The sequence below is a fragment of the Streptomyces sp. TRM68416 genome (assembly GCF_014596915.1).
Taxonomy (GTDB): domain Bacteria; phylum Actinomycetota; class Actinomycetes; order Streptomycetales; family Streptomycetaceae; genus Streptomyces.
In genome coordinates, this window is the sequence record NZ_JACVWU010000032.1 from 68,333 (window position 1) to 90,508 (window position 22,176).

Annotated in this window: 24 protein-coding genes and 2 pseudogenes; 17 read left to right on the forward strand and 9 right to left on the reverse strand. The window is 70.1% G+C overall.

From position 1 onward, the window contains the following. Positions 1 to 18: 18 nt before the first annotated feature. From ICC28_RS35720 to ICC28_RS35745, 6 genes and pseudogenes are all read right to left on the reverse strand, one after another. Positions 19 to 282, reverse strand: coding sequence for a DUF5372 family protein (locus ICC28_RS35720; RefSeq protein ID WP_188292983.1), 264 nt, complete (start codon positions 280 to 282; stop codon positions 19 to 21). A 7-nt stretch (positions 283 to 289) separates the two neighbouring features. Then, positions 290 to 652 (reverse strand): annotated as a pseudogene (locus tag ICC28_RS35725) (DnaB-like helicase N-terminal domain-containing protein); the annotation flags it as partial. Then, positions 649 to 885: a hypothetical protein gene (locus ICC28_RS35730; RefSeq protein ID WP_188292985.1), complete on the reverse strand. Its 237-nt coding sequence runs from the start codon at positions 883 to 885 to the stop codon at positions 649 to 651. The gene ICC28_RS35730 and the pseudogene ICC28_RS35725, both read right to left, overlap by 4 nt. Before the next feature lie 111 nt (positions 886 to 996). Further along, the gene (locus tag ICC28_RS35735) at positions 997 to 2,790 is read right to left on the reverse strand and encodes a type IV secretory system conjugative DNA transfer family protein (RefSeq protein ID WP_188292986.1); all 1,794 of its coding nucleotides are present in this window, start codon (positions 2,788 to 2,790) and stop codon (positions 997 to 999) included. 125 nt (positions 2,791 to 2,915) lie between these two features. Beyond that, entirely contained in the window at positions 2,916 to 3,617 is a 702-nt protein-coding gene (locus ICC28_RS35740; RefSeq protein WP_188292987.1) for a hypothetical protein, read from the reverse strand. A 19-nt stretch (positions 3,618 to 3,636) separates the two neighbouring features. Further along, positions 3,637 to 4,134 (reverse strand): hypothetical protein, encoded by a 498-nt coding sequence (locus ICC28_RS35745; RefSeq protein ID WP_188292988.1) that lies wholly within the window; start codon positions 4,132 to 4,134, stop codon positions 3,637 to 3,639. Positions 4,135 to 4,286: 152 nt separating this feature from the next. Here ICC28_RS35745 and ICC28_RS35750 point away from each other — a divergent pair, with 152 nt between their 5' ends. Beyond that, on the forward strand, positions 4,287 to 4,970 hold the full coding sequence (locus ICC28_RS35750) for a hypothetical protein (RefSeq protein WP_188292989.1): 684 nt from the start codon (positions 4,287 to 4,289) through the stop codon (positions 4,968 to 4,970). Here ICC28_RS35750 and ICC28_RS35755 read toward each other — a convergent pair. Continuing rightward, positions 4,967 to 5,674, reverse strand: a complete 708-nt coding sequence (locus tag ICC28_RS35755) for a hypothetical protein (RefSeq protein WP_188292990.1) — start codon at positions 5,672 to 5,674, stop codon at positions 4,967 to 4,969. The two genes, ICC28_RS35750 and ICC28_RS35755, sit on opposite strands and share 4 nt — an antisense overlap. A gap of 213 nt (positions 5,675 to 5,887) precedes the next feature. On the opposite strand from ICC28_RS35755, the pseudogene ICC28_RS35760 reads away from it, so the two are divergent. From ICC28_RS35760 to ICC28_RS35790, 7 genes and pseudogenes are all read left to right on the forward strand, one after another. After that, positions 5,888 to 6,206: pseudogene (locus ICC28_RS35760) on the forward strand (LysR family transcriptional regulator); the annotation flags it as partial. A gap of 108 nt (positions 6,207 to 6,314) precedes the next feature. Then, positions 6,315 to 6,965: a GntR family transcriptional regulator gene (locus ICC28_RS35765; protein ID WP_188292991.1), complete on the forward strand. Its 651-nt coding sequence runs from the start codon at positions 6,315 to 6,317 to the stop codon at positions 6,963 to 6,965. 50 nt (positions 6,966 to 7,015) lie between these two features. Further along, positions 7,016 to 7,765, forward strand: coding sequence for a PIG-L deacetylase family protein (locus tag ICC28_RS35770; RefSeq protein ID WP_188292992.1), 750 nt, complete (start codon positions 7,016 to 7,018; stop codon positions 7,763 to 7,765). Beyond that, positions 7,762 to 8,472 (forward strand): 4-carboxy-4-hydroxy-2-oxoadipate aldolase/oxaloacetate decarboxylase, encoded by a 711-nt coding sequence (locus ICC28_RS35775; RefSeq protein WP_188292993.1) that lies wholly within the window; start codon positions 7,762 to 7,764, stop codon positions 8,470 to 8,472. The genes ICC28_RS35770 and ICC28_RS35775 overlap by 4 nt, the downstream gene beginning before the upstream one ends. Then, entirely contained in the window at positions 8,469 to 9,560 is a 1,092-nt protein-coding gene (locus ICC28_RS35780) for a 4-oxalomesaconate tautomerase (protein WP_188292994.1), read from the forward strand. The genes ICC28_RS35775 and ICC28_RS35780 overlap by 4 nt, the downstream gene beginning before the upstream one ends. Further along, positions 9,557 to 10,507, forward strand: a complete 951-nt coding sequence (locus tag ICC28_RS35785) for a VOC family protein (RefSeq protein ID WP_188292995.1) — start codon at positions 9,557 to 9,559, stop codon at positions 10,505 to 10,507. The genes ICC28_RS35780 and ICC28_RS35785 overlap by 4 nt, the downstream gene beginning before the upstream one ends. Before the next feature lie 124 nt (positions 10,508 to 10,631). Next, the gene (locus tag ICC28_RS35790) at positions 10,632 to 11,969 is read left to right on the forward strand and encodes an MFS transporter (RefSeq protein WP_188292996.1); all 1,338 of its coding nucleotides are present in this window, start codon (positions 10,632 to 10,634) and stop codon (positions 11,967 to 11,969) included. A 64-nt stretch (positions 11,970 to 12,033) separates the two neighbouring features. Here ICC28_RS35790 and ICC28_RS35795 read toward each other — a convergent pair whose 3' ends face one another. Both ICC28_RS35795 and ICC28_RS35800 read right to left on the reverse strand, forming a co-directional pair. Next, entirely contained in the window at positions 12,034 to 12,765 is a 732-nt protein-coding gene (locus ICC28_RS35795; RefSeq protein ID WP_223190379.1) for an MBL fold metallo-hydrolase, read from the reverse strand. 27 nt (positions 12,766 to 12,792) lie between these two features. Next, positions 12,793 to 13,203, reverse strand: coding sequence for a cupin domain-containing protein (locus tag ICC28_RS35800; RefSeq protein WP_188292997.1), 411 nt, complete (start codon positions 13,201 to 13,203; stop codon positions 12,793 to 12,795). A 236-nt stretch (positions 13,204 to 13,439) separates the two neighbouring features. Between ICC28_RS35800 and ICC28_RS35805 the strand changes: the two genes are divergently transcribed. The 9 genes from ICC28_RS35805 (at position 13,440) to ICC28_RS35845 (ending at position 22,152) form a co-directional block, all read left to right on the forward strand. Further along, on the forward strand, positions 13,440 to 14,003 hold the full coding sequence (locus ICC28_RS35805; protein ID WP_188293018.1) for a carboxymuconolactone decarboxylase family protein: 564 nt from the start codon (positions 13,440 to 13,442) through the stop codon (positions 14,001 to 14,003). Next, positions 14,000 to 15,493, forward strand: coding sequence for a sugar ABC transporter ATP-binding protein (locus ICC28_RS35810; protein WP_188292998.1), 1,494 nt, complete (start codon positions 14,000 to 14,002; stop codon positions 15,491 to 15,493). The genes ICC28_RS35805 and ICC28_RS35810 overlap by 4 nt, the downstream gene beginning before the upstream one ends. Then, positions 15,490 to 16,521 carry an ABC transporter permease gene (locus ICC28_RS35815; RefSeq protein ID WP_188292999.1) on the forward strand — a complete coding sequence of 344 codons (1,032 nt, stop codon included), beginning with the start codon at positions 15,490 to 15,492 and terminating at the stop codon, positions 16,519 to 16,521. The genes ICC28_RS35810 and ICC28_RS35815 overlap by 4 nt, the downstream gene beginning before the upstream one ends. A 32-nt stretch (positions 16,522 to 16,553) precedes the next feature. Then, on the forward strand, positions 16,554 to 17,513 hold the full coding sequence (locus tag ICC28_RS35820; RefSeq protein ID WP_188293000.1) for a sugar ABC transporter substrate-binding protein: 960 nt from the start codon (positions 16,554 to 16,556) through the stop codon (positions 17,511 to 17,513). 105 nt (positions 17,514 to 17,618) lie between these two features. Continuing rightward, complete coding sequence (locus ICC28_RS35825) at positions 17,619 to 18,530, forward strand: LysR family transcriptional regulator (protein WP_188293001.1); 912 nt, start codon at positions 17,619 to 17,621, stop codon at positions 18,528 to 18,530. Between the two features lie 112 nt (positions 18,531 to 18,642). Beyond that, on the forward strand, positions 18,643 to 19,554 hold the full coding sequence (locus ICC28_RS35830; RefSeq protein WP_188293002.1) for a VOC family protein: 912 nt from the start codon (positions 18,643 to 18,645) through the stop codon (positions 19,552 to 19,554). A gap of 14 nt (positions 19,555 to 19,568) precedes the next feature. Continuing rightward, positions 19,569 to 21,017: an NAD-dependent succinate-semialdehyde dehydrogenase gene (locus tag ICC28_RS35835; RefSeq protein WP_188293003.1), complete on the forward strand. Its 1,449-nt coding sequence runs from the start codon at positions 19,569 to 19,571 to the stop codon at positions 21,015 to 21,017. Beyond that, a complete protein-coding gene (locus ICC28_RS35840; RefSeq protein ID WP_188293004.1) occupies positions 21,014 to 21,784 on the forward strand; it encodes a fumarylacetoacetate hydrolase family protein in 771 nt (256 codons plus the stop codon). Before ICC28_RS35835 ends, ICC28_RS35840 begins: the two co-directional genes overlap by 4 nt. Continuing rightward, on the forward strand, positions 21,781 to 22,152 hold the full coding sequence (locus ICC28_RS35845) for a VOC family protein (protein ID WP_188293005.1): 372 nt from the start codon (positions 21,781 to 21,783) through the stop codon (positions 22,150 to 22,152). The genes ICC28_RS35840 and ICC28_RS35845 overlap by 4 nt, the downstream gene beginning before the upstream one ends. Positions 22,153 to 22,176 lie beyond the last annotated feature (24 nt).

The window sequence follows — 22,176 nt, forward strand, 5'->3', positions numbered from 1 at the left end:
GGAACTGGTCCCTTGCCATCAGGATCCGCCTTCGTCCGTACCGGCGCGACGGCTGACCAGCGCATCTATCAGAGCACGCGCGGCACTCAGCCCCTCGGCCGAGAGCCGGTGCCCGGCCGGCTCCTCGGCGCGGTCGGTCCACTCCCGGAGCAGCGTCACACTCCGCGATACGCCGCTGGCGCAGACGAACACCGTGGCCCCCGCCCGTCGCTTGGTGAACAACACCACCAGGCGCCGGCCTGCCAGCGGATGAAACGGATGCCTGACCACCAGCGAACCCAAGGAATCACTGGGTGACGCTGCGGTGGATGGCGGCGCCCTCCAGGACCATCCGCCCGTAGACGGGCGCATGAGTGGGGCGCGGACATGCGGAGATCAAGGAATGGGCGTACGACGCGTTCAGTCCACGGGCCCGGGTGCCGGCTTCCCGCACCGTGTCCGTCACCCAGGACAGCGGGATCGGTTCTCCGCTCTCTGCCGCTGTGGCCGGGTGACCGTCGGCGTGGAGCTTGAGCATCGCGGCGTAGAGGGCCGCGTGTATCGGACGGTAGAAGTGATCGGGCCGCAGCCAGGGCGAGAGCTGGTCGAGTTGGCCGGGATCAAGGAAGACCGAGCCCAGCACCGCCTGCTCGGCTTGCATGAGCGGAGTCACGGCTGGTCCTCGCATACGGCCGCGCGCTCGGTGCGCAGCTTCGCGACGGCGCGGTCGGCAGCGGCCATGTCGGCGGCGAAGCGGTCCAGCTCGCCGGTGAGGCCGGGGTCCGAGGCGGGCATGGCGCCGGCCGGGGTGACCAGCCACCAGCGACCGTCTCGGCGTACGGCGGGAGTGCCGGCGAGCCGCTCGGTCGGGCGGACGGATGCCCAGGTTGGTACGGGGTGGGACACGGAAGCACCTCAAGAACAAGGGGGTGGTCGAGCAGCGGCTCGGGGACGCGACGGGGGACGGGGAACGCCCGTGCGTGCGTCTCGTACCCGTGTCGTGCCGGGCCGGGGTGGTCATGCGGCCGGGCCGAAGTCGTCGCGGTGCAACTGCTTGGCCAGGGCCCGCTCGGTGATGGCCGCGGTCGCCTGGGCGGAGGCGGCGCCAAGCCGGTCGGCGTCCGGCTCGCGGTACCAGGGCTTGAGGTCGAGGAGGGCGGGGCGTACACCGGTGGCCAGCAGGAGGGCGGAGCCCTTGGGCAGGGCCCGGATCGCGTCGACCGGCAGTACGCGCTCCTGACGCATCGACACCGACGTGGACTTGCCCGACTCGCTGGTGGACACGGAGACGGTGCGTACGTCGTGGTCGCCGACGAGGCGGGAGAGCTTGTCCGCGAAGTCGGCGTCGTCGATACCGGAGCCAACGAGCTTGATCGTCGCGGCGGACCACAGAGCGTCCATGCCGGCCTCGCCCCAGCCCCGTACGCCCTGGCGGTAGGACTGCAGGATCGTGATCGGGATGACGCCCCGAGACCCGAGGTGGGAGTAGAGGTCCGGCAGGTCGGAGATCTTGCAGACGTTGGCGGCCTCGTCGAGGATCGCGAGCAACGGGGCGTCGAGGCGCCCGCCGTCGCGCTCGGCCTGGATGACGGCCGCGCGCATCACCGCGTCGGCGGCTGCGGCGATGATCGCCGAGGCGGAGCCGCCGCCGTCCTTCGACAGCAGGAACAGGGTGTCCTTGCTGGTCGCGAACGCCTCCGGCTGGAACTCCCGTACCTTCTCCCGGCCGCTGGGAGGGGTGACCCAGGCGGCGATGCCCGGGTCGAGGAGACAGCTGGCGTACTGCCGTGCGGTCTCGAAGACGCCATCGCGGGTCTCGACGGCTCCGGCCACGGTGCCCTGGAGCTGGGCGGCGACGCCGTCGAGGCCAGCGTCCTGGAGAAGGTCGATGGGGGTGCGGTCGGCGGGGGAGGCGAGCCAGGCCAGCACGTCGGTGATCGGCCGGTGGTCGCGCGCCGCGGCGAGGAACAGCGCGGTGAGGGTGTTGGCGGCGGCGGTGGACCAGAAGTCGCCCGCGTTGGACTCGTCCACCGAGGCGGTCACGAAGTGCCCAGCCAGTCGCCGGGCTCCGGCGAGATCGTGGGCGTCGGCGAGGATGTCCCACCACATGGTCTGCGGGGCGTGGGCGATCTGCTGTGGGTCCAGCGTCCATATTGTGCCCACCCGGGAGCGCTCGTCGAGCGTCGCCGTGTAGGCGTCGCGGGCCGCCTTGTTGGAGGTCAGCAACACCGCGCCGGGGGCGCGCAGGATCGCGGGGGTCGCCAGTCCCGAGGTCTTCCCGGAGCGGGGCGCCATGATCGCGAGGAGTACGTCCTCCCAGGAGGAGCGGACCTCGGTGGCACCCGGCTTCACCGTGCCGAGCAGGACGCCGCGGTCGTTCGGGACGACGGCCTTGGGCTTGGTGCCCTTCAGGCTGGGCCGCAGGTCGATGGCCTTCGCGGCGATCTTCTTGGGCAGCAGGTCGGCCAGGTCCAGTCGATCAGCCAGCCCGTTGGGGTTGCGGCGAACGCGCAGCCACAGCCGGGCGCCGAGGACGGCTGCTGCGGTGAGCGTGGCGGAGGGCAGCACGTAGCAGCCGGTGAGGACGGCGGGCCGGGCGAGATGCGGCCAGACGAGTTCGGGATGCAGGAGCGCGTCGGTCGGCCGGAAGGCAACCCACGGGTCGGAGCCGGCCATGGCGTTGGTGAGGTTGCCGAACAGCCAGGCCAGCGAGCCTCCCGCCATGCCGAGACCGGCGATGCCGATCAGGAGGTAGAGCAGGAAGTCGGTGCCGGTGGTGGTCGAGGGCGTGCTGGTACGCGGAGATGGCAAGGCGGGATCCAGAGGGGTGCGGACCTACGGGTGGCGGCGGGGCGGCGAATGGCTCTGGCGATCACGAGCGGGCTCCTGGTGGCTGTGGCGGTGAGCAGGGGAGTTGGACGGAAAGGCGGGGACGGTCAGCGAGACCGGCCCGGCCGGGGCGTGGCGGGTGGTGTGGCGGAGGGTTCTTCGGCGGCGGGTGTGGCCCCGGTGCGGGGGCTCGGGGCCGTCGCGTAGTAGCTGGCGACGCCTTCCTGCCAGCTCCGCTTCCGGGGAGGTTCGAGCCTCTGCATCTGCTGGCCGGCTTCGCGCACGTCCTCGGCGAGAGACGTGAGCGTGGCAGCGGCGTCCTCGCAGAGGTGGGACAGGTCCCAGCCGTCATCGGTGTCGGCGACGTTGGCTTGTACGGCCGCGGCCTCGAAGAACTCACCAAGGCGGACGAGGACACCGTCGTGCGGGTCTACGACGTGCTCTATGAGGTCGGCCGCTCCCGTGTATGTCTCGGCTCCATTGAGCTGGTCGGTCAGGGAGAGGATCTGCTGCCCGTAGACGCGCGTGCCGAGGGGATCGGTGGGCGTGGTGATCCGGGTGACGTCCAGGCCGGGGTCGAGTTTGACCTGGTAGCCGACTGCGGTGAGCATCCGGGCTGCATGGCTGGCCATCTGGTTCTCGCGCTTCTCGCCCATGTCCCAGGGCAGGCGGTACCAGAAGGAGAGCGGGGTGGTCTCGATGACGAAGCCCGCGCGCTTGAGGAGGGTGGCAGCCAACTCGTCTCCGCCCTCGGCGATGACGTTGCCGGTCGGCTCGCGGGCGATGACGACATCGGGCGTGGTGGACATGGAGGCCTCCGCGGGCGGGTCAGAAGTGCGGGTTCTCGGTGGGCCGGTCGCCCCCGGTGGCGGCGGCTAGCAGCTTGGGCAGGTCGGCGGGGTCGGCGTCGCGTTGGTCGATCCACCACCCGGCACGCGTCAGAGGGCGCGCGGCGTCCTCGATGGCGGCCCACTCCTCCTCGCTGGTGGTGCCTTCGGCGACGAGGGCGGTGTACGCGGCGGCCATGAGCTGATGGCGGCAGCGGGTGCCCCAGGCGATGGCGCGGTCGGTGCCCTCCAGCAGAGGCATCCGATACCGCGTCGACCACTCCTCGGCCTCGGCCTGCTCGGCGGCACGCTTCTTCGCCAGCCACTCGGTCTTGGACTCGGCGTCCTCGCCCTGGGCGGCACGCCAGCAGTCGGTGCAGTCGCGCTCGGCGAGCCAGCGGGCGTAGCCGGCACGACGGTCGGCCGGACGGTCGGAGAGATCGACCTGCGTGGTGTCTCCGCAGGTGTGGTTGATGGTCCAGATCTTCTTGACGGCCATGAGCCGGACTCCTTGGTGGGATCGAGAGGAAGGTCAGCGCGTACGACGGGGGCTGGACGGGCGGCAGGTGCACGGGCTGCGTCGTCCGGCGAAGCGGACTGTGTGGTCGGGCGGTTCGGGGAGGAGGCGAGAGCGGCGCGGGCGCGGACGGTGTGCGTGACCGACGGAAGCTCGTACCGGGGCAGCAGCGGTACGTCGGCCAGGGCCGGGGCGTCTTTCGGGGTCACGTCCGGCATGACCGACAGGTCGAGCTGGGCGGTGACGAGCTGATCACCGAGGAACGCGACGTGGTGGGCGATGGTGCGCAGGTGCTGGCCCAGCTCGCGGCCGTTGGCGGTGCCCAGCCGGTCGCACCAGGCGGCGGCCGTGTCGATGAACTCCTCCAAGTCCCCGACAACGCCGTGGTGTTCGTCGAGGATCTGCTCCAGGACGTCGGCGACATCGGCCGAGCGGCGCAGCTCGTGCAGTTCCCCGGTCAGGGCGGTCAGCGACTGCCCCGGCAGCGCCTGGCGTGCGGGCACCCCGTCCGGCGTCGGGATCGGCGGCGGCAGCATGATGCGCGGATCGGCGGCGACCGAGAGGCCGACGTTCTGGAACTCGCGGCTGGCACGAGCCACGGCGCGCACCGCAGTGTTGTGCGGGGTGCCATCGGCCAGCGTGTAGAGATCGAGGGTGCTGTTGTGGCGGAAGTGGTGCTTGCGCAGTACCTCGTCGAGGAACGGGTGATCGTCCGACACGGCGGCGACCACACCGAACTCCGGGTGGACACCGAAGGCGACGTCGGGCTCGAGTTGCAGTTTCATGCTGAAGGATTCCTTCGGGTTCGGATGGCCTAGCGGGCGCGGGCTGGCTGCCGGGGAGCCTGGGCCGGGCGGAAGGCGACGGTGACGTCGGGCCGCTGCGGCACCGAAGTGCTCGCGCGGGCCGGGGAGATGGCAGTGGCGGCCTGGACTCGGCGCTGCGAGGTCGCGGGAGTCGGATCGGGACGTCCGTTGCCGCGAATGTAGGAGAACGCGTCGAACGCGAGGGCCGTGCTGTCCAGCCGCGTCTCGACGTAGCGCAGATCGCCCTCGCCGTGCAGCAGTACGCCGTCGCCGGTGCGGACGTCGGTGGCGACCGCACGCAACGTGCCGTCGGGATCGCGGACCTGGTCGTGCACGACAATCCGGGCGGCCCGGATGTCGGCGTCGAGCCCGCGGGCGGAGGCGGAGACCGCCTCCCCGGCGCCGAGGACCCCTGGGGTCGCCCGCACGTCGAGGGGATGTTGGCCAGGGTCAGGTCGGGTGGCGGCCTTGAGGTCGTACACGGCGTCGGAGGTGACGCTGTACTGCGCGGCACGCAACGACTGAACGGCCTGCTGTCCGCGCCGCGTCAGGTCACGGTCTGGCTCGGTCAAGGCGTACAGGCGGCTACCGGGCAGCCGCTCGAAGCCGACCCGCCGCAGCATGTGATCGGCGACGTGGTTGTCGTGCGACATCGCGGCCACGACGCCGTACTGGGCGTGGTGGGCGACGGTGATGTGAGGGCGTATTTCCGCCACGAGAGGTGCACCTCGCAGAGGTCGGGGCCATGCGGAGGACGAGGATGTGGCCCGAAGACGGGTTTGGCGGGGCCGGGGAATGTGCGCTAGCGCGGTCGTGCGCGAGGAGGCCGGGCATGGGTGGCCTGGACCTGCGCGGACTGCTGCGACGGATCAGGTCGGCCACGAAGGGCTTGATCGGCTAGTGCCACTTCGATGAGCGCGCCGCCGTTCGCCGACTTCGGGGGGCGCACCTTCCTCGTCGACCGCCGCACCCGTACCACCACCCCGGACCTGTGGCCGCCGGAGGCCCGGCCGGCCATCGAGGAGACGCAGGACGTGGACGACTGGCTGAACGTCATCGCCACCGGCCGTTGTGTCGGTATGACGGCGGAGTCGACCGCCGACCAGTACCCGTGGCCCGGTGTCGTCTACCGGCCGGTGCGCGACGGCGAGCCGATCGCCGTGCGGCTCGCCGGGTGGCGGGGTCGATCCACACCCCGCCATGCAGGCCGTGATGGAACTGCTCGCAGTGCTGTACCGCGAGGGCTGAGCTGCGACCATGGGCGGAAAGTGTGCCTGCAAAATGGCAGACAAAATTGTTGACAATGTTGTTTGGCTAGATTTAGGTTCGACAGGCACTCACTCAGGGAGGGCAACGATGCCGAAAGAAGCCCGTCCGAGCACCGGAGAGCAGGCCAAACAGCATGCGCTCGCGCAGCTGAGGCAGGCGATCCTGCACGGCGAGATGGCACCGGCGCAGCGGCTGGTGGAGAACGAACTCGCCGAGCAGTTCGGTGTGACGCGGGCGAGCATCCGCGCGGCACTCATCGATCTGGAGGCCCAGGGCCTCGTCGAGCGGATCCGCAACCGCGGTTCGCGGGTGCGGGTGGTCACCGTCGAGGAGGCGGTCGCCATCACCGAGTGCCGCATGGTCCTCGAAGGGCTGTGCGCTGCGAAGGCGGCCGTCGCGGCCAGCGACGAGCAGCTCGCCGAGCTGACCGAGCTGGGCACGGCGATGACCAAGGCCGTGGCCGACGGTGAGCCCGTCACCTACTCCGACCTCAACCACGAACTGCACACCAGGATCCGGGAGTTCTCCGGCCAGCGGACCGCACGCGAACTGCTGGAGCGGCTCAACGCCCAACTGGTGCGCCACCGTTTCCAGTTGGCGCTGAGGCCGGGCCGTCCGCAGCAGTCCCTGAGCGAGCATCTGGCGATGATCGAGGCGATCAGGGCCAGGGACCCGCAGGCGGCCGAGGCGGCCGTCCGCGCCCACCTCGGCAGCGTGATCGAGGCGCTGCGCGACTGACTCTCGCGCGAGGCGGGCGCGCCTACCTGTCCACCAAGGAGTTTCGAACGATGACTCAGGCCAACGCGCCCGCCCACCCACGCTCCACACTCGTCGTCACCGCACACGCGGGGGACTTCGTGTGGCGGGCGGGCGGCGCCATCGCCCTGGCCGCCGCCCGCGGGGAGAAGGTGACCATCGCCTGTCTCACCTTCGGCGAGCGCGGTGAGTCCGCCAAGGCGTGGCGCGAGGGGAAGAAGCTGGCGGAGATCAAGGCGATACGCCGGGACGAGGCCGAGCGCGCCGCGGCCGCCCTCGGCGCCGAGGTCCGCTTCTTCGACGCCGGTGACTACCCGCTGATCGCCACTCCCGAGCTGACCGACCAGCTCGTCGAGGTCTACCGCGAGACCCAGCCGGACGTCGTCCTCACCCACCCCACCGAGGACCCGTACAACGGCGACCACCCGGCGGCCAACCGCATGGCCCTGGAGGCCCGGGTGCTCGCCCAGGCCATCGGCTACCCGGGCCCCGGAGAGATCATCGGCGCCCCGCCGGTCTTCTTCTTCGAACCGCACCAGCCGGAGATGAGCGGCTTCAGGCCCGAGGTGCTGCTCGACATCACCGAGGTGTGGGAGACCAAGCGCAAGGCGATGGAGTGCCTCGGCGCCCAGCGGCACCTGTGGGACTACTACACCGACCTCGCCGTCCGCCGCGGCGTCCAGCTCAGGCGCAACGCCGGCCCGAACCTGGGCCTGGCCCACAAGACGATGGCCGAGGCCTACATGCGCCCCTACCCGCAGATCGCGAAGGAGCTGGCATGAGCGGCGTCATCGTCACGGGCCCGCCGAAGGCGGAGCTGAAGGACGTCGAGGCGCTGGCGGGCTTCGGCGTGGCTACCGTCAGCGAGGCGATGGGGCGAACGGGCCTGCTGGGCCCGCGGATCCGGCCCGTCCAGCAGGGGGTCCGGGTCGCGGGCACCGCCGTCACCGTGCTGAGCTGGCCCGGCGACAACCTCATGATCCACGCCGCTGTGGAGCAGTGCGGCGAGGGCGACATCCTGGTCGTTACCACCACCTCGCCCTGCACGGACGGCCTGTTCGGCGAGCTGTTCGCGACCGCCCTGCAACGGCGCGGCGTGCGCGGTGTCGTCATGAACACGGGCATCCGCGACACCCAGGAACTGCGGGACATGGGCTTCGCCGCCTGGTCCCGGGCGGTCTCCCCGCAGGGCACGGTCAAGGCCACCGGCGGCTCGGTCAACGTGCCGATCGCCGTCGACGGCCAGGTGATCCACCCCGGCGACGTGATCCTCGCCGACGACGACGGCGTGGTGGTCGTACCGCGTGAGCGCGCCCGCGCGACGGTCGCGAAGGCCCAGGCCCGCGAGGCCAAGGAGGCCGCCACCCGTGCCGCCTTCCTCGACGGCCAACTCGGCCTGGACCGCTACGGGTTGCGCGAGACGCTGGTCCGGCTGGGGGTGACGTACCAGTCCTACGACGAGTACGTCCGGGACGGAGAACGGTCGTGACCGGACCCGAGGAGGTGCCCTGCCTGCTGATGCGCGGCGGCACCTCCAAGGGTGCCTACTTCCTCGCCGAGGACCTGCCCGCCGATGCGGCCGCCCGCGACGAGTTGCTGCTGAGGATCATGGGCAGCCCGGACGAGCGGCAGATCGACGGCCTGGGCGGCGCCCACCCGCTGACGAGCAAGGTGGCCGTCGTCTCTGCGTCCGACGATCCGTTGGCCGACGTCGACTACCTGTTCCTCCAAGTCGTCGTCGACCGGCCCGAGGTGAGCGACCGTCAGAACTGCGGGAACATCCTCGCGGGCGTCGGGCCGTTCGCCGTCGAGCGCGGGCTGGTCCCGGCGGGGGAGGAGCGGACCTCCGTCCGTATCCGCATGGTCAACTCCGGCGACTACGCCACGGCGACCTTCCCCACGCCCGGCGGCCGGGTCGACTATACGGGGGGCGCCGAAATCTCGGGCGTGCCCGGCACAGCCGCTCCGGTCGTGATCGAGTTCCCGGCCGGCGCCGGACCGCTGCTGCCCACCGGCAACGCCCGCGACGAGCTCCACGGCGTGCCGGTCACCTGCGTCGACAACGGCATGCCGACCGTGCTGATCGCCGCGGCCTCCCTCAAGGTCACCGGCCACGAGTCGCCCGAGGAACTGGAGGCCGACCCCCTCCTCGCCGGCCGGCTCCGCGAGATACGGCTCGCGGCCGGGCATCTGATGGGCCTCGGCGACGTGTCGGACACCACCGTGCCCAAGCTCACGCTCCTCACCCCGCCCCGCCAGGGCGGCGCGGTCACCACCCGCACCTTCATACCGGTGCGCTGTCATTCCTCGATCGGTGTGCTCGGCGCGGCGAGTGTAGCCGCGGGTCTGCGGATCGAAGGCAGCGTGGCGGAGGGGATCGCCCGGGTCGATCCCGGAAGTGACCGAATTCGCATAGAACATCCCACGGGATTCCTGGACATCGAGAGTAGCCTCGGCGTCACCGCCGACGGCCTTCCGTCCCCCCGCCGTACCGCCGTGGTCCGTACGGCCCGAAAGATCTTCGACGGCACCGTGTTCCCCAGGGCCGCCGCACAACCCCCAGGAGGTCAACGATGACTCCGCCGCTCGGCGACATCGCACACATCGGCCACGCCCAGCTGTTCACCCCCGACCTGGACGCCAGCGTCGCCTTCTTCACCGACTATCTGGGCCTCACGGTCAACGGCCAGGACGGCGACACGGTCTATCTGCGGACCTTCGACGACTACGAGCACCACAGCCTGGTCCTCACCGCCCGCGCACAGCCCGGCCTCGGCCGCCTCGCCCTGCGCACCGCCGGCGAGGAGGCACTGCACCGCCGTATCGCGGCGGTCGAGGAGGCGGGCGGCACCGGCAGGTGGGCCGAGGACGAACCAGGGCTCGGCAAGCTGTACGTCACCACCGACCCGGACGGCCATGAGCACGCCCTGTACTGGGAGAGCGAACACTACGTCGCCCCCGAGGAGTTGCGGCCCGCGCTGAAGAACCAGCCGCAGGCCAAGCCCAACCGGGGCGTGGGCGTACGACGGCTGGACCACGTCAACTTCCTCGCCGCGGACGTCCTCGCCAACGCCGAGTTCCAGGAACGGGTGCTGGGCGCCCGGCCCACCGAGCAGATCCAGTTGGATTCCGGGAAGATCGCGGCGCGCTGGCTGACGTACACGAACAAGTCGTACGACGTCGTCTACACCTCGGACTGGACCGGCTCGGCGGGACGGCTGCACCACATCGCCTTCGCGACCGACACCCGCGAGGAGATCCTGCGAGCAGCCGATCTCGCCATCGACAGTGGGGTGTTCATCGAGACGGGGCCGCACAAGCACGCCATCCAGCAGACGTTCTTCCTCTACGTCTACGAGCCGGGCGGCAACCGGATCGAGCTGTGCAACCCGCTCACCCGGCTGGTGCTGGCACCGGACTGGCCGCTGATCACCTGGACCGAGGAGGAGCGCAAGAAAGGGCAGGCCTGGGGCCTGAAGACCATCGAGTCGTTCCACACGCACGGGACGCCACCGGTCGCCTGAACTGGGCAAAGGGCCGTCCGCCGAGGATCGTCCGTGATTGTCGATGAGATTGTTGACAAAAGCGTTGACTCTTGGCGGACGGCTCCTTAGCGTCTAGCGCACCAAGCACGAGAGGTAACCAACGATGTCTTCCTCCCCCTCCCCCTCCCCCTCCACCGCTCGCGGCAGCAGACTGGCCCTCCTGGTCATCGGTCTGTGCTGGCTGGCCGTCCTCTTCGACGGCCTCGACATGTTCATCTACGGCTCGGTGCTGCCGCACCTGCTGGAGACGAAGACCTTCGGCCTCACCCCCGACCAGGCCGGCGACCTCGGCTCCTACGCCACCTTCGGCATGCTGGTCGGCGCCCTGACCGCCGGCACCGTCGCCGACCGCATCGGCCGCAAGAAGCTGATGGTCGCCTGCGTGACCCTCTTCTCGCTGGCCTCGGGCCTGTGCGCCATAGCGGGCAGCGTCGAGGTCTTCGGCCTCGGCCGCACCCTCGCCGGCGTCGGCCTCGGCGGTCTGCTGCCCACCGCGATCAGCATGGTCTCCGACTACGCCCCGCGCGGCCGCGCCGCCATCGTCATCGGCCTGCTGATGACCGCCCACCACGCGGGCGGCATCCTCTCCGCCTACGTCGCCAAGTGGCTCATCGACCCCGTCGGCTGGCGCGCCGCCTTCTGGGTCTGCGTCCTGCCGCTGCTCTTCGCCCCGGTGCTCGCCAAGTTCCTGCCGGAGTCGCTGAGTTTCCTGGTCGCCAAGGGCCGCACCGAGGAGGCGCGGGCGCTCGCCACGAAGTACGACGTCGAGCTGCCGGCCGCCAAGTCCGGCAAGAAGACGGCCGCCGACCGCTGGGACGCCCTCGCGAACCTCTTCCGCGGCGGCGAGTGGATCCAGACCCTGCTGTACTGGCTGGCCTCCTTCGGCGGACTGCTCCTGGTCTACGGCGTCGCCACCTGGCTGCCCACCCTGATGCGCGCCGAGGGTTACGCGCTCGGCGACGCCCTGAGCTTCGTGGTCGTCTTCAACCTGGGCGGCATCGTGGGCATGCTGGTCGCCGGGCGGGCCGCCGACCGGTTCGGCGCCCCGCGCATCTCGGCCCTGTGGTTCGCGCTGACCGCCGCGGGTGTCTTCCTGCTCAGCGTCCACATGGCGCAGACCGTCACGATGATCGTCGTCTTCTTCACCGGCGTCTTCCTCAACAGCGCCCAGACGATGATCTACGCGACCGTCTCGATCCGGTCCGCCCCGCAGAACCGCGCCACCAGCGTCGGCTGGACCTCGGGCATGGGCCGCTTCGGCGCCGTCTTCGGCCCGTGGCTCGGCGGCCAACTGCTCGCCTCCGGCAACGGGGAGCTCGGCTTCACCGCCTTCGCGATCGCCGGACTGTCGTCTATGGTCTTCATCGGCATCGCCGCCCTGCGCAGCGCCAGGCGGGGCACGCCGCGTGGCGCGGATCAGGAGCTGGTCAGCGCTCACTGACCTGCCAGGGGGGACGAGGACGGAAGCCGGTCATCGCAGGTGCTGCGGGACCGGCTTCGGCGTGTCAGAGGTGTACGACGAGATACGGGGCGGCGATGTCCGTGGGGCCCGCGAAGGCTGCCGCTCGGAGGGCTGCCGCGGGGTCGGTGCCCGGCCACAGGTGAGTGAGCAACAGCTGTTTCTCACCGGCTTGTCGGGTGTGCCGGCCTGCCAGGCGCGCAGTGGGCAGACAGGGGCGTCGCCGGTTGACGGGACCCGATGGACGTACGTCGCCTCGCACGGGAGAAGATCCGCGCCGTCGGCCAGGCCCGGGATGTCCTCGCTTGGACCGGTGTCGCCGGTGTAGATGGGCACGGCCTCCGGAGTGCTGATCCGGAGGCCGGCGTTGGGGGACGAAGTGCGGCAGGCGCCGGGTGTCGACGGTGAAGGGGACGATTCTGAGCAGGTCGCTGGGGTGGAACTCGTGGAGGCGGTACGCGGCGGCGAGCATGCCCGGCCTGTCGAGGGCGAGGACGGCGTCGAGTGCTTTGTGCGGCGCGTGCACCGGCAGCGGAGTCGGCGGCTCGTTGCTCAACCCCCGTGCGCGGAGCAGCGGGTTGAGGTCCGCGCAGTGGTCGGGGTGACAGTGGCTGAGCAGGACGGCGTCCACCGCGTCGACAGTGAGGCGCCTCAACAGCCGGGGCAGCGTGGCGCATCCGGGATCTACGAGCAGCCGGAACCCTTCGTGCTCGACGATGTAGCCGCTGCATGCCAGTTCTCCGGTGGGCCAGGTGCCGCAACCGCCGAGAACCGTCAATCGCAGGGCACAGAAGCGGAGTTGACGTCAGTCCTTGCCCATCTGGTCGTCGGCCGACAAGTGTTCCACCGTCTTGCCGGTCTCGGTGAACGTCCGGGTCACATGCCCCGACGAGTACACCCACAGGATGCGCAGCGGCGTGTCTCCGATATTGCGGAACAGGTGAGGAATGGGTGACGGGATATAGGTCGTGTCGAACTGCTCCAGCTTCGTCACCTCGCCGTCGACCCACACCTCCGCCTCGCCCTCCAGGATCGTCACGTGCTCGTCGCAGTTGTGCGAGTGCAACGGGGCGCCGGAGCCCACCGGATACACGCTCATCCCGCTGGTGATCCGGTTCTCCCCGCCAGCCGAGGGCGTGGTGATCAGCGGGGTCGTCACGACGGCCCCGCCCCGGTCGAGCAGCGGCACGGACGCGACCTTGATGATCGTGGTCATCCGGAAATTTCCTCTCCGTATCAGGGTGATGCGTTCAGGCGACGGTAGGCCGCGTGCCCGTGCCGCGGTGCCCTCCAACGTGCAGTTTTACCTTGCATACCCGGAGGGGTGAGCTTCTCGGACACCGCTGTACCGTCGGCTCGCATCGCACGGCTCTTGGTTCCGTGACTGAAACGCGCCGGAAAGAAAAGGCAGGTATCGGCCAGATGAGGCTCCCCGTTCTCAACGAAGAGGAAATGGACCAGCGGCAGAAGGAGCTGGCCGCCCGTATCGCCGGCCGCCGCGGGGCGGTCCGCGGCCCCTTCCGGGTCTGGCTGCACAGCCCGGAGATGTGCGAGCGGGCCGAATCGCTCGGCGCCTTCGCCCGCTTCGACTGCTCCCTGCCCAAGCACCTGCGCGAGCTGACCCTGCTGATGGCCGCCCGGAACTGGGACGCCCAGTACTCCTGGAACGCCCATGTGCACCAGGCGATCGAGGCCGGCATCCCGGAGGCCGCCGTCAAGGCGATCGCGGAGAAGCGCGAGGCGGTCTTCGAGGAACCGGCCGACCATGCCTTCTACCAGTTCTGCCGGGAGATCCTCGAAGAGCACTTCGTCACCGACGCCACCTTCGCCGTGGCTCTTGAGCACTTCGGCGCCAAGGGGCTCGTCGACACCATCGGAGCGCTCGGCAACTTCACCATGCTCGGCATGTGCCTGAACACCTTCCAGGTGGACCTCCAGGCCGACAAGAAGCCGCCCTTCCCGGACATCCGCGGCTACGGACGCGTCGCCGACGCGGCCGACCGGACGTCCTCGTGATCACGCCGGCCGTGGTCCGGGTCCGCGGCGTCACCAAGAGCTTCGGCGGCGCCGCCGCGCTGAAGGACGTGGGCCTGGAGCTGCACCCCGGCGAGATCCACGCCCTGATGGGCATGAACGGCGCCGGCAAGTCGACCCTCGTGAACGTCCTTGCCGGCGTCCACCAGCCCGACCAGGGCACCGTGGAGATCGACGGCCACGCCCACGGCTCCCTGACCATGCGGCAGGCCCGGCGGCTCGGCATCTCCTTCGTGCCGCAGCGCCGCGAACTCGTCATGGGGCTCAGCGTCGCCGAGAACATCCTGCTCGGCGTGCTGCCCGTCAAGGGCGGCAGGGTCAGCTGGTCAACCGTGAAGGCGGAGGCCCGCAAGGCCCTGGACGCCCTGGGTATCGACCTCGACGTGGAGCAGTCGGCCGGGGCGCTGACCGTCGCCGAGCAGACCATGGTCGAGGTTGCCCGGGAGGTGCGGCGCGGCGGCCGGGTCCTCATCCTCGACGAACCGACCGCCTGCCTCGGCGCCCACGCCTCCCAGCAGGTGAAGGCGCTGGTGCGCCGGCTGCGCGACGAGGGCATCGCCATCGTCTACATCTCGCACTACATCGACGAGGTCCTGGAGGTCGCCGACCACGTCACCGTGATGCGGGACGGACAGGTCGTGCACACCGCGCCCGCCGCCGACCTCGACGGCCCTGGCCTGGTCAAGCACATGGTCGGCCGGGACGTGGTGTCGAAGCGCCCCACCCGCCCGGCGCCCCAGGACGAGGTCGGGCTGAAGGTCCGCGGCCTGAGCCGAGGCCGTTACATCCGCGACTTCGGCGTCGAGGTGCGCAAGGGTGAGGTCGTCGGCGTGCTGGGCGCCGCGGGCGACGCACAGTCGTACCTCTTCGACCTGCTCTCGGGCCGGGCCCAGGCCGACACGGGAGAACTTCTCGTCGACGGCCGCCCGGTACGGCTCGGCAAGGTGCGGCACTCGCTGCGCAGCGGGCTGCGCTGTGTGACCGGGGACCGCCGCAACCTCGGCATCATCCCCGGCCTGTCCGTCGACGAGAACCTCATGCTCGCCACCGACCGCTTCGCGGGCCGCCGTCTGCACCGCGACGCCGAGCAGTCCCGCCGCGCGGCTCCGCGCCGCGACACCTACGGGGTGGTCACCCTCTCGCGCAACCCCGCGATCAGCACGCTGTCGGGCGGCAACCAGCAGAAGGTGCTCCTCGCCAAGTGGTTGGAGACCGCGCCCTCGGTCGTCTTCCTCGAAGACCCCACCAACGGAGTCGACGTGGCGGCCATGGCCGACATCCACACCATCATCGACGACCTCGCGGGCCGGGGCGTGGCGGTCCTGCTCGCCTCCTCCTCCGCCGAGGAGGTCATGCGCCTGGCCGACCGGGCGGTGGTCGTGCGCTCCGGCCGCGTGGTGGCCGAACACGACATCACCCGCATCACCCGTGACGAACTCGTGGCGACCGCCCTGGGAGGGAACAACTCATGAGCCTCAAGACGACGGCCCCCGAGGCCGAGGGCACGACCGGCCGGGAGCCGTCCGGGCGCCGGGAACGGGCGAGCGGCGGGCTGCTCGCCACCGTGTACCGGATCCCGCACCTCGGCCTGACGCTCGTCCTGCTGCTGGTGGTGCTGTTCACCGCCACCCAGACCGACGCGTTCCTCACCGAGGGCAACCTCATCAACGTGCTGCGACAGGTCAGCATCACCGCCGTGATCGCCGCCGCGCTGACCCTGGTGATGGTCGCCGGCGGCATGGACTTCTCCATGGGCAGCAGCGCCTACATCATCGCCGCGTTCGCCGCGCAGCTCATCGACTCGGGTACGTCCGTCACCGTCACGATCCTCGCCTCGATCGGCCTCGCCATGGGCATCGGCCTGGTGAACGGGCTGGTGGTCACCTACACCAAGGTGGCGCCGTTCGTGGTGACGCTGGCGACCGCCACCATTCTGGACGGCTTCCAGCTCGTCGTGCTCGACGGCAAGACCGTCTCCAGCGGCGACGCCCTGGCGGGCCTGGGCGCCGGCTACTTCCTCGGCCTGCCCAACCTCACCTGCACGGCACTCGTCGTCCTCGCGGTGACCGCGCTGATCATGAAGTACACGACGTACGGCCGGGACCTGTTCGCCATCGGCGGCAACGAGCACGTCGCCCGCCTGAGCGGCATCGGCGTCAACCGCAACAAGCTGCTGCTCTACGCCGGTGCGGGCGCCCTGTCCGGACTGGCCGGCGTGATGCTGCTGTCCCGGCTGGTGTCCAGTAGCCCCAGCCCGGGCGGTGGACTGATGCTCCAGCTCGGCGCGGTCGCGGCGGTCGTCATCGGCGGCACCTCGCTGGAGGGCGGCCGGGGCACCGTCGTCGGCACGATCCTCGGCGTGATCCTGCTCGGCGTCGTCGCCAACGCCCTGAACCTGCTCCAGATCTCCTCCTTCTACCAGCCGGTCTCGGTCGGCACGGTGCTGGTGATCGCAGCGGTCGCCAACCAGCTCCAGAAGTCCCGCCACCAGACCCACTGACCCTCGACGTCCGACACGAAAGGCACCGCACGATGAGAATCCCCGCCCGCCACCGCACCGCCCTCGTCGCCGCCGCTCTGAGCACGGGGCTGATCCTCACCGGCTGCAGCAACGGCGACGAAACGACGGCCGCCGCCGGTGACGGCAAGTACACCATCGGCTTCGTCAACGGAAACAACACCGAGTTCCACACCTGTCTGCAGGGTGCGATAGAGAAGAAGGCCGAGGAACTCGGGGTGGAGCTCTACACCGCCAACTCCACCCAGGACGCGGGCAAGGAGCTGTCCAACATCGAGGACATGATCTCCCGCGGGGTCGACGCCGTGATCGTCCAGACGGTCAACGTCGATGCCGTGGAGGCCGACATCGCCAAGGCCAAGGCGGCCAACGTGCCGATCTACCTGACCTCGGTCCTCCTGGACGACATGGACGACGTGCTCGGTGCCTCCGTGGTGCCGCTCGCTGATGTCGGCAAGATGGACGCTCAGTTGGTCGAGAAGGACGCGGCCGGCAAGCAGGTGGAGGTCGGTGTGGTCGCCGGTGCCCCGGGCGCGGCATCCGATGTCCTGGTGGGCGGCTTCACGGACAACCTCCCGGGGACCGCCAAGGTCGTCGCCAACCAGCCGGGCATGTTCAGCCCCGCCAAGGCGCAGGAGGTGGCCGAGAACATGATCCAGGCCCACCCGGGACTGGACTATGTCTTCGTTGCCAACGAGGAGATGGCCTTCGGCGCCCTGAACGCCTTCAAGGCCGCGAAGTCGAGCGTGAAGATCGTGACGAACAACGGCACTGAGCGAGGCGTCGAGGCCGTCAAGAACGGCACGTTCCTCGGCACGGTCTCCAATCCCGCGCAGACCACCGGCGCCAACGCCCTGGAGAGCGCGGTGAAGCTGCTCGACAAGGACAAGAGCGTCGAGAAGATCACGCGTACCCCGCTCACGCTGGTGACCAAGGACACCGCTGACCAGGCGCCGGCGTACTGCGCGGAGTGACCGGCTGCGGAGTGACCGATCAAAGGTTGACAGAATTGCCGACAATCATTTTGTCTTGAGCAACCCCGTTCCCGATGTCGCGGACGGAAGGGCCCCGGAGGAATCATGGATCGCTTGCTCCTCATGCACAGCTTCGTCACTGTCGCACAGGTCGGAAGCTTCAGTGGAGCTGCCAAGAAGCTGGGCTCTTCCGGCTCGCTGGTGTCACGGCACGTCGCCGAGCTGGAGCGACAGGTGGGCGTCCGCCTGGTGAACCGCACGGCCCGTTCGGTGAGCCTCACCGAACCGGGGCAACGGTACGCGGAATTCTCCGCGCGCATATTGGAGGAGATCGAGGCCGAGGACGCGGGCATTGCGCATCTCCACGACCGGGCCGAAGGCACGCTCAGTGTCATCTGCCCGAAATGGATAGGCAGCCTGGATCTCGGCGACGCGATAGCGGCCTTTTCCGCGGAGCATCCCAAAATCCAGGTCCGTTTCGAACTCGGCGGAATGTCCGACCGCACCTACGACTTCCTCGACAGCGGATTCGACGTCGCCTTCCATACCCGGGATCTGCGCGATTCCAGCGTCCGGCTCAAGAAGATCTCCTCGCTGCCGTTCGTCCTGTGCGCTTCCAAGGCGTACATCGAGCGGCACGGCGAGCTCTCCCACCCCAACGACCTCGCGGCCCACGACTGCCTGGTCCATGTGAACGACCCGGTCTGGCGCATCGGCCACGGCCACGCGAGCACCCTGCACAAGATCCGCAACATCGCCTTCTCGTCCAACTCCTACATCGCGCTGCAGAAGGCGGCCGTGCACGGCCGGGGCCTCGCCCTGTTGCCCCAGCGCCCGGCGTACGACGACCTCGTCTCCGGCGCCCTCCAGGTGCTGCTGCCGGACCTGACGGTCCCCGACCGTCCCCTGTACGCCATCTACGGCCCCGGACAGGACGCGCCCCGCAAGGTCAGCGTGTTCCTGGACTTCCTCGCCGCCTGGTTCGCCCAGAACCCCATCCCGGTGATACGGCCGTAACCGATCCGGCTGCCGTCGCAAGAAACGATTGCGCACCTCGTGCGGCTCGGGCCATTGAGGGTGCCGAGCAGCGAAATCTACGCTCACGAGGCGACCCGGAAACGAGGAATGCATGGGAATCCAGAGAATCGAATCGGCCACCTACAGCATCGACGACCTCGACGAATGCGTCCGCTTCTTCGACGACTTCGGGCTGTTCCTGGTGGAGCGGACCGACGAGCACGCCGTGTTCGAGACCCTCACCGGGCAGACGCTCCACCTGGACACCGACCCCGGCCCGCTGCTGCCGCCCCCGGTGGAGAACGGCCCCACCCTGCGTGAGGTCGTCTGGGGTGTCGACACCCGGCAGGAGCTCGATCGCCTGGTGGCCGCGGCCGGCAAGGACCGTGAGATCCGCGTGAGCGCCGACGGAGTCCACCACACCGTCGACGAGTCGGGCTTCGGCGTCGGCCTGACCCTGGCCCGGCCCCGGCCTGCACCCGTCATCCCCCGCCCCGCCAACGCGCTGGGCAGCGTCGACCGCTGGAACACCGCCCTGGAGCCGCTGGGGCGGGCCTTCCCGCTGCGCATGTGCCATGTCGCCCTGAACATCCGCAAGGAGGGCCGCCAGGAGGCCGTCGCCTTCTACACCGACCGCCTCGGCTTCCGGCCCACCGACGTCGTCGAACCCATGGGCGTCTTCATGCAGGCCCCCGGCGACGACGACCAGCACACCATGCTGCTCTGCCACCGCCCCGACCGGACCGGCGTCAACCACATCGCCTACGAGGTGCCGGGCTTCGACGACGTCATCGAGGGCGGCAACTACATGATCGACAAGGGGTGGCGAGAGGCGCGCCGGCTCGGCCGCCACACCGTCGGCTCAAACGTCTTCCGCTTCGTCCACGCCCCGTGCGGCGGCCGCGTCGAGTACGCCGCCGACATGGACCGGGTCGACGACAGCTACGAGACCCGCCACCACGAGACCACCCCGCCCCACCACATCTGGGCCCTGCGCACCAACCGCGACAACGAAGCCTCTTGAGAGGGCACCCACCCATGACCACCGACCACGGCTATCCCGCCGTCCGTATGTACATAGCGGGCGAGTGGTGCCAGGGCGCAGCCGGCGACTCCGCCCCGATCGTGAACCCGGCCACCGAGGAGACGATCGGCGAAGTACCCCTGGCGACCACCGCCGACCTCGACCGCGCGCTCTCCGCCGCCGAGGAGGGCGTCCGCGTCTGGCGGGCCACGCCGATCGCCCGGCGCACCGCGATCCTGCACGCCGCCGCAGACCTGATCGCCGAGCGCGCCCCCGAGATCGGCCGGGTGATGACCCTGGAGCAGGGCAAGCCGCTCGCCGAGTCCACCGGTGAGGCCCGCCGTACCGCCGACACCCTGCGCTGGCACGCCGACGACGCCCGCCGCGCCTACGGCCGCATCATCCCGACCGCGCCCGGCACCGTACTGACCGTCCGGCGCGAGCCCATCGGCCCGGTCGCCGCCTTCGTCCCGTGGAACTTCCCGGTCGGCGGCCCCAACCGGAAGATCTCCTCGGCCCTGTCGGCCGGCTGCTCGATCATCATCAAGGCGTCCGAGGAGACCCCGGCGACGGCCATGGAACTGGTCCGCTGCTACGCCGACGCGGGACTGCCCGCCGGAGCCCTCAACCTCGTCTTCGGCGAGCCCGCCGAGGTCTCCGCCCACCTCATCGCCTCCCCGGTCACCCGCCTGGTCGCCTTCACCGGCTCGATCCCCGTCGGCAAGCTCCTCGCGGCCGAGTCCGGCAAGGTCATGAAGCCCTCCCTGATGGAACTCGGCGGCCATGCTCCGGTGATCGTCTGCGCCGACGCCGACCCCGTCCAGGCCGCCCGCAAGGCCGCCCAGGCGAAGTTCGCCAACGCCGGCCAGGTGTGCACCTCGCCCAGCCGCTTCCTCGTCCACGAGAGCCTCGTCGAGGAGTTCACCGCAGAGTTCGTGAAGGCCGCCGAGCAGGTGACCGTGGGCGAGGGCCTCGCCGAGGGCACCAAGATGGGGCCGCTCGCCAACGAGCGCAGGCTCAAGGCCATGGAACGGCTCGTCGCCGACGCCGTCGCCCGCGGAGCGAAGCTCCTGACCGGCGGCACCCGCCTGGACCGCCCCGGGTACTTCTTCGCCCCGACCGTCCTGACGGACGTGCCCGAGGACGCGGAACTGCTCCACGAGGAGCCCTTCGGCCCCCTCGCGCCGATCGTCCCCTTCGCCGACCTCGACGAGGCGCTCGCGCTCGCGAACTCCCTGCCGTACGGCCTCGCCGCCTATGGCTTCACCCGGTCCGCCGCCACCGCGGAGAAGCTCTCCGAGGAGCTGGAGGCCGGCATTCTCTCCCTCAACCACTGCGGCGGCTCCGTCCACGAGGCGCCGTCCGGCGGGGTGAAGGACAGCGGCTACGGCCGCGAGGGCGGGCCCGAGGCCCTTGACGCCTACCTGGTCACCAAGCGCGTCTCCCACCTGCTGGCGCCATGAGGTACGCGCGAGTCTCGGTCGGCGGCCGGGCGGTGTGGGCCCGGGTGGGGGAGGAGGACGTCGAGCTGCTGTCCGAGTCTCCGATCGAGGGCCGCCCCGACGCCATCGGCACGATCCCTCTCGCCGAGGCCGACTGGCTGCCGCCGGTCGTCCCGCCCGTCTTCTACGCCGTCGGCTTCAACTATCCGCGGCACATCGCCCACGCTGGCGCCGAGACCCCCGGCCGACCCGAGATCGGCTACCGCGCCAACAACGCGCTGACCGGGCACCTCTCGCCGATCGTCAGGCCGCGCGAGGTCGAGGGCCGCTTCGAGGCCGAGCCCGAACTCGTCGCCGTCATCGGCCGTACGCTGCGGCACGCGACGTACGACGAGGCGCGCAAGTCCGTCTTCGGCTGGACGATCGGCAACGACATCAGCGCCCGCGCCTGGCAGCACGCCGACCGCACCTTCTGGCGCAGCAAGAACAGTGACACGTTCAAGCCGATGGGCCCCTGGATCGAGACCGACGTCGACGCGCTCGCCCAGACGACCACGCTGAAGGTCAACGGCGAGGTCCGGTCCCGGTTCCCCACCGGCGACATGGTGTTCGACCCCTTCGACTACCTGGTCGAGATGACCAAGCACGTCACCGTCCAGCCCGGCGACGTGCTCTGGATGGGCGCCGAGTCGACCTGCCAGCTGGAGCCGGGCGACACCGTGGACGTCGAGATCAGCGGCATCGGCGTGCTCTCCAACTCCGTACAACTCGAAGGGAATCAGCGATGACCGCAGCACCCCGCTACATCCACCACGTCAACTTTCCCACCACCGACCCCGACCGGACCGCCGAGTGGTACGCCAAGGTCTTCGGGATGAAGCGGATCATGCCCAAGTCCAACACCCGCGTGGTGCTGATGACCCGGGGCAACTTCGATCTGCACTTCACGCCGGTCGAGGAGATGGAGCGCATGGCGCCCTATCACTTCGCCGTCGAGGTCGACGACTGGGACGAGTTTCTCGACCACCTCAAGGAGCTCGGCATCCGGCACACCCGCCCGATCCAGCGCCCTGAGAACCAGTCGAAGTTCTGCTACATCCACGACCCCGACCACACCATGATCGAGCTCGTGTACCACGCCAAGCGCCCCAACTGACCTGCCTGCACGGGAGTTCATCAA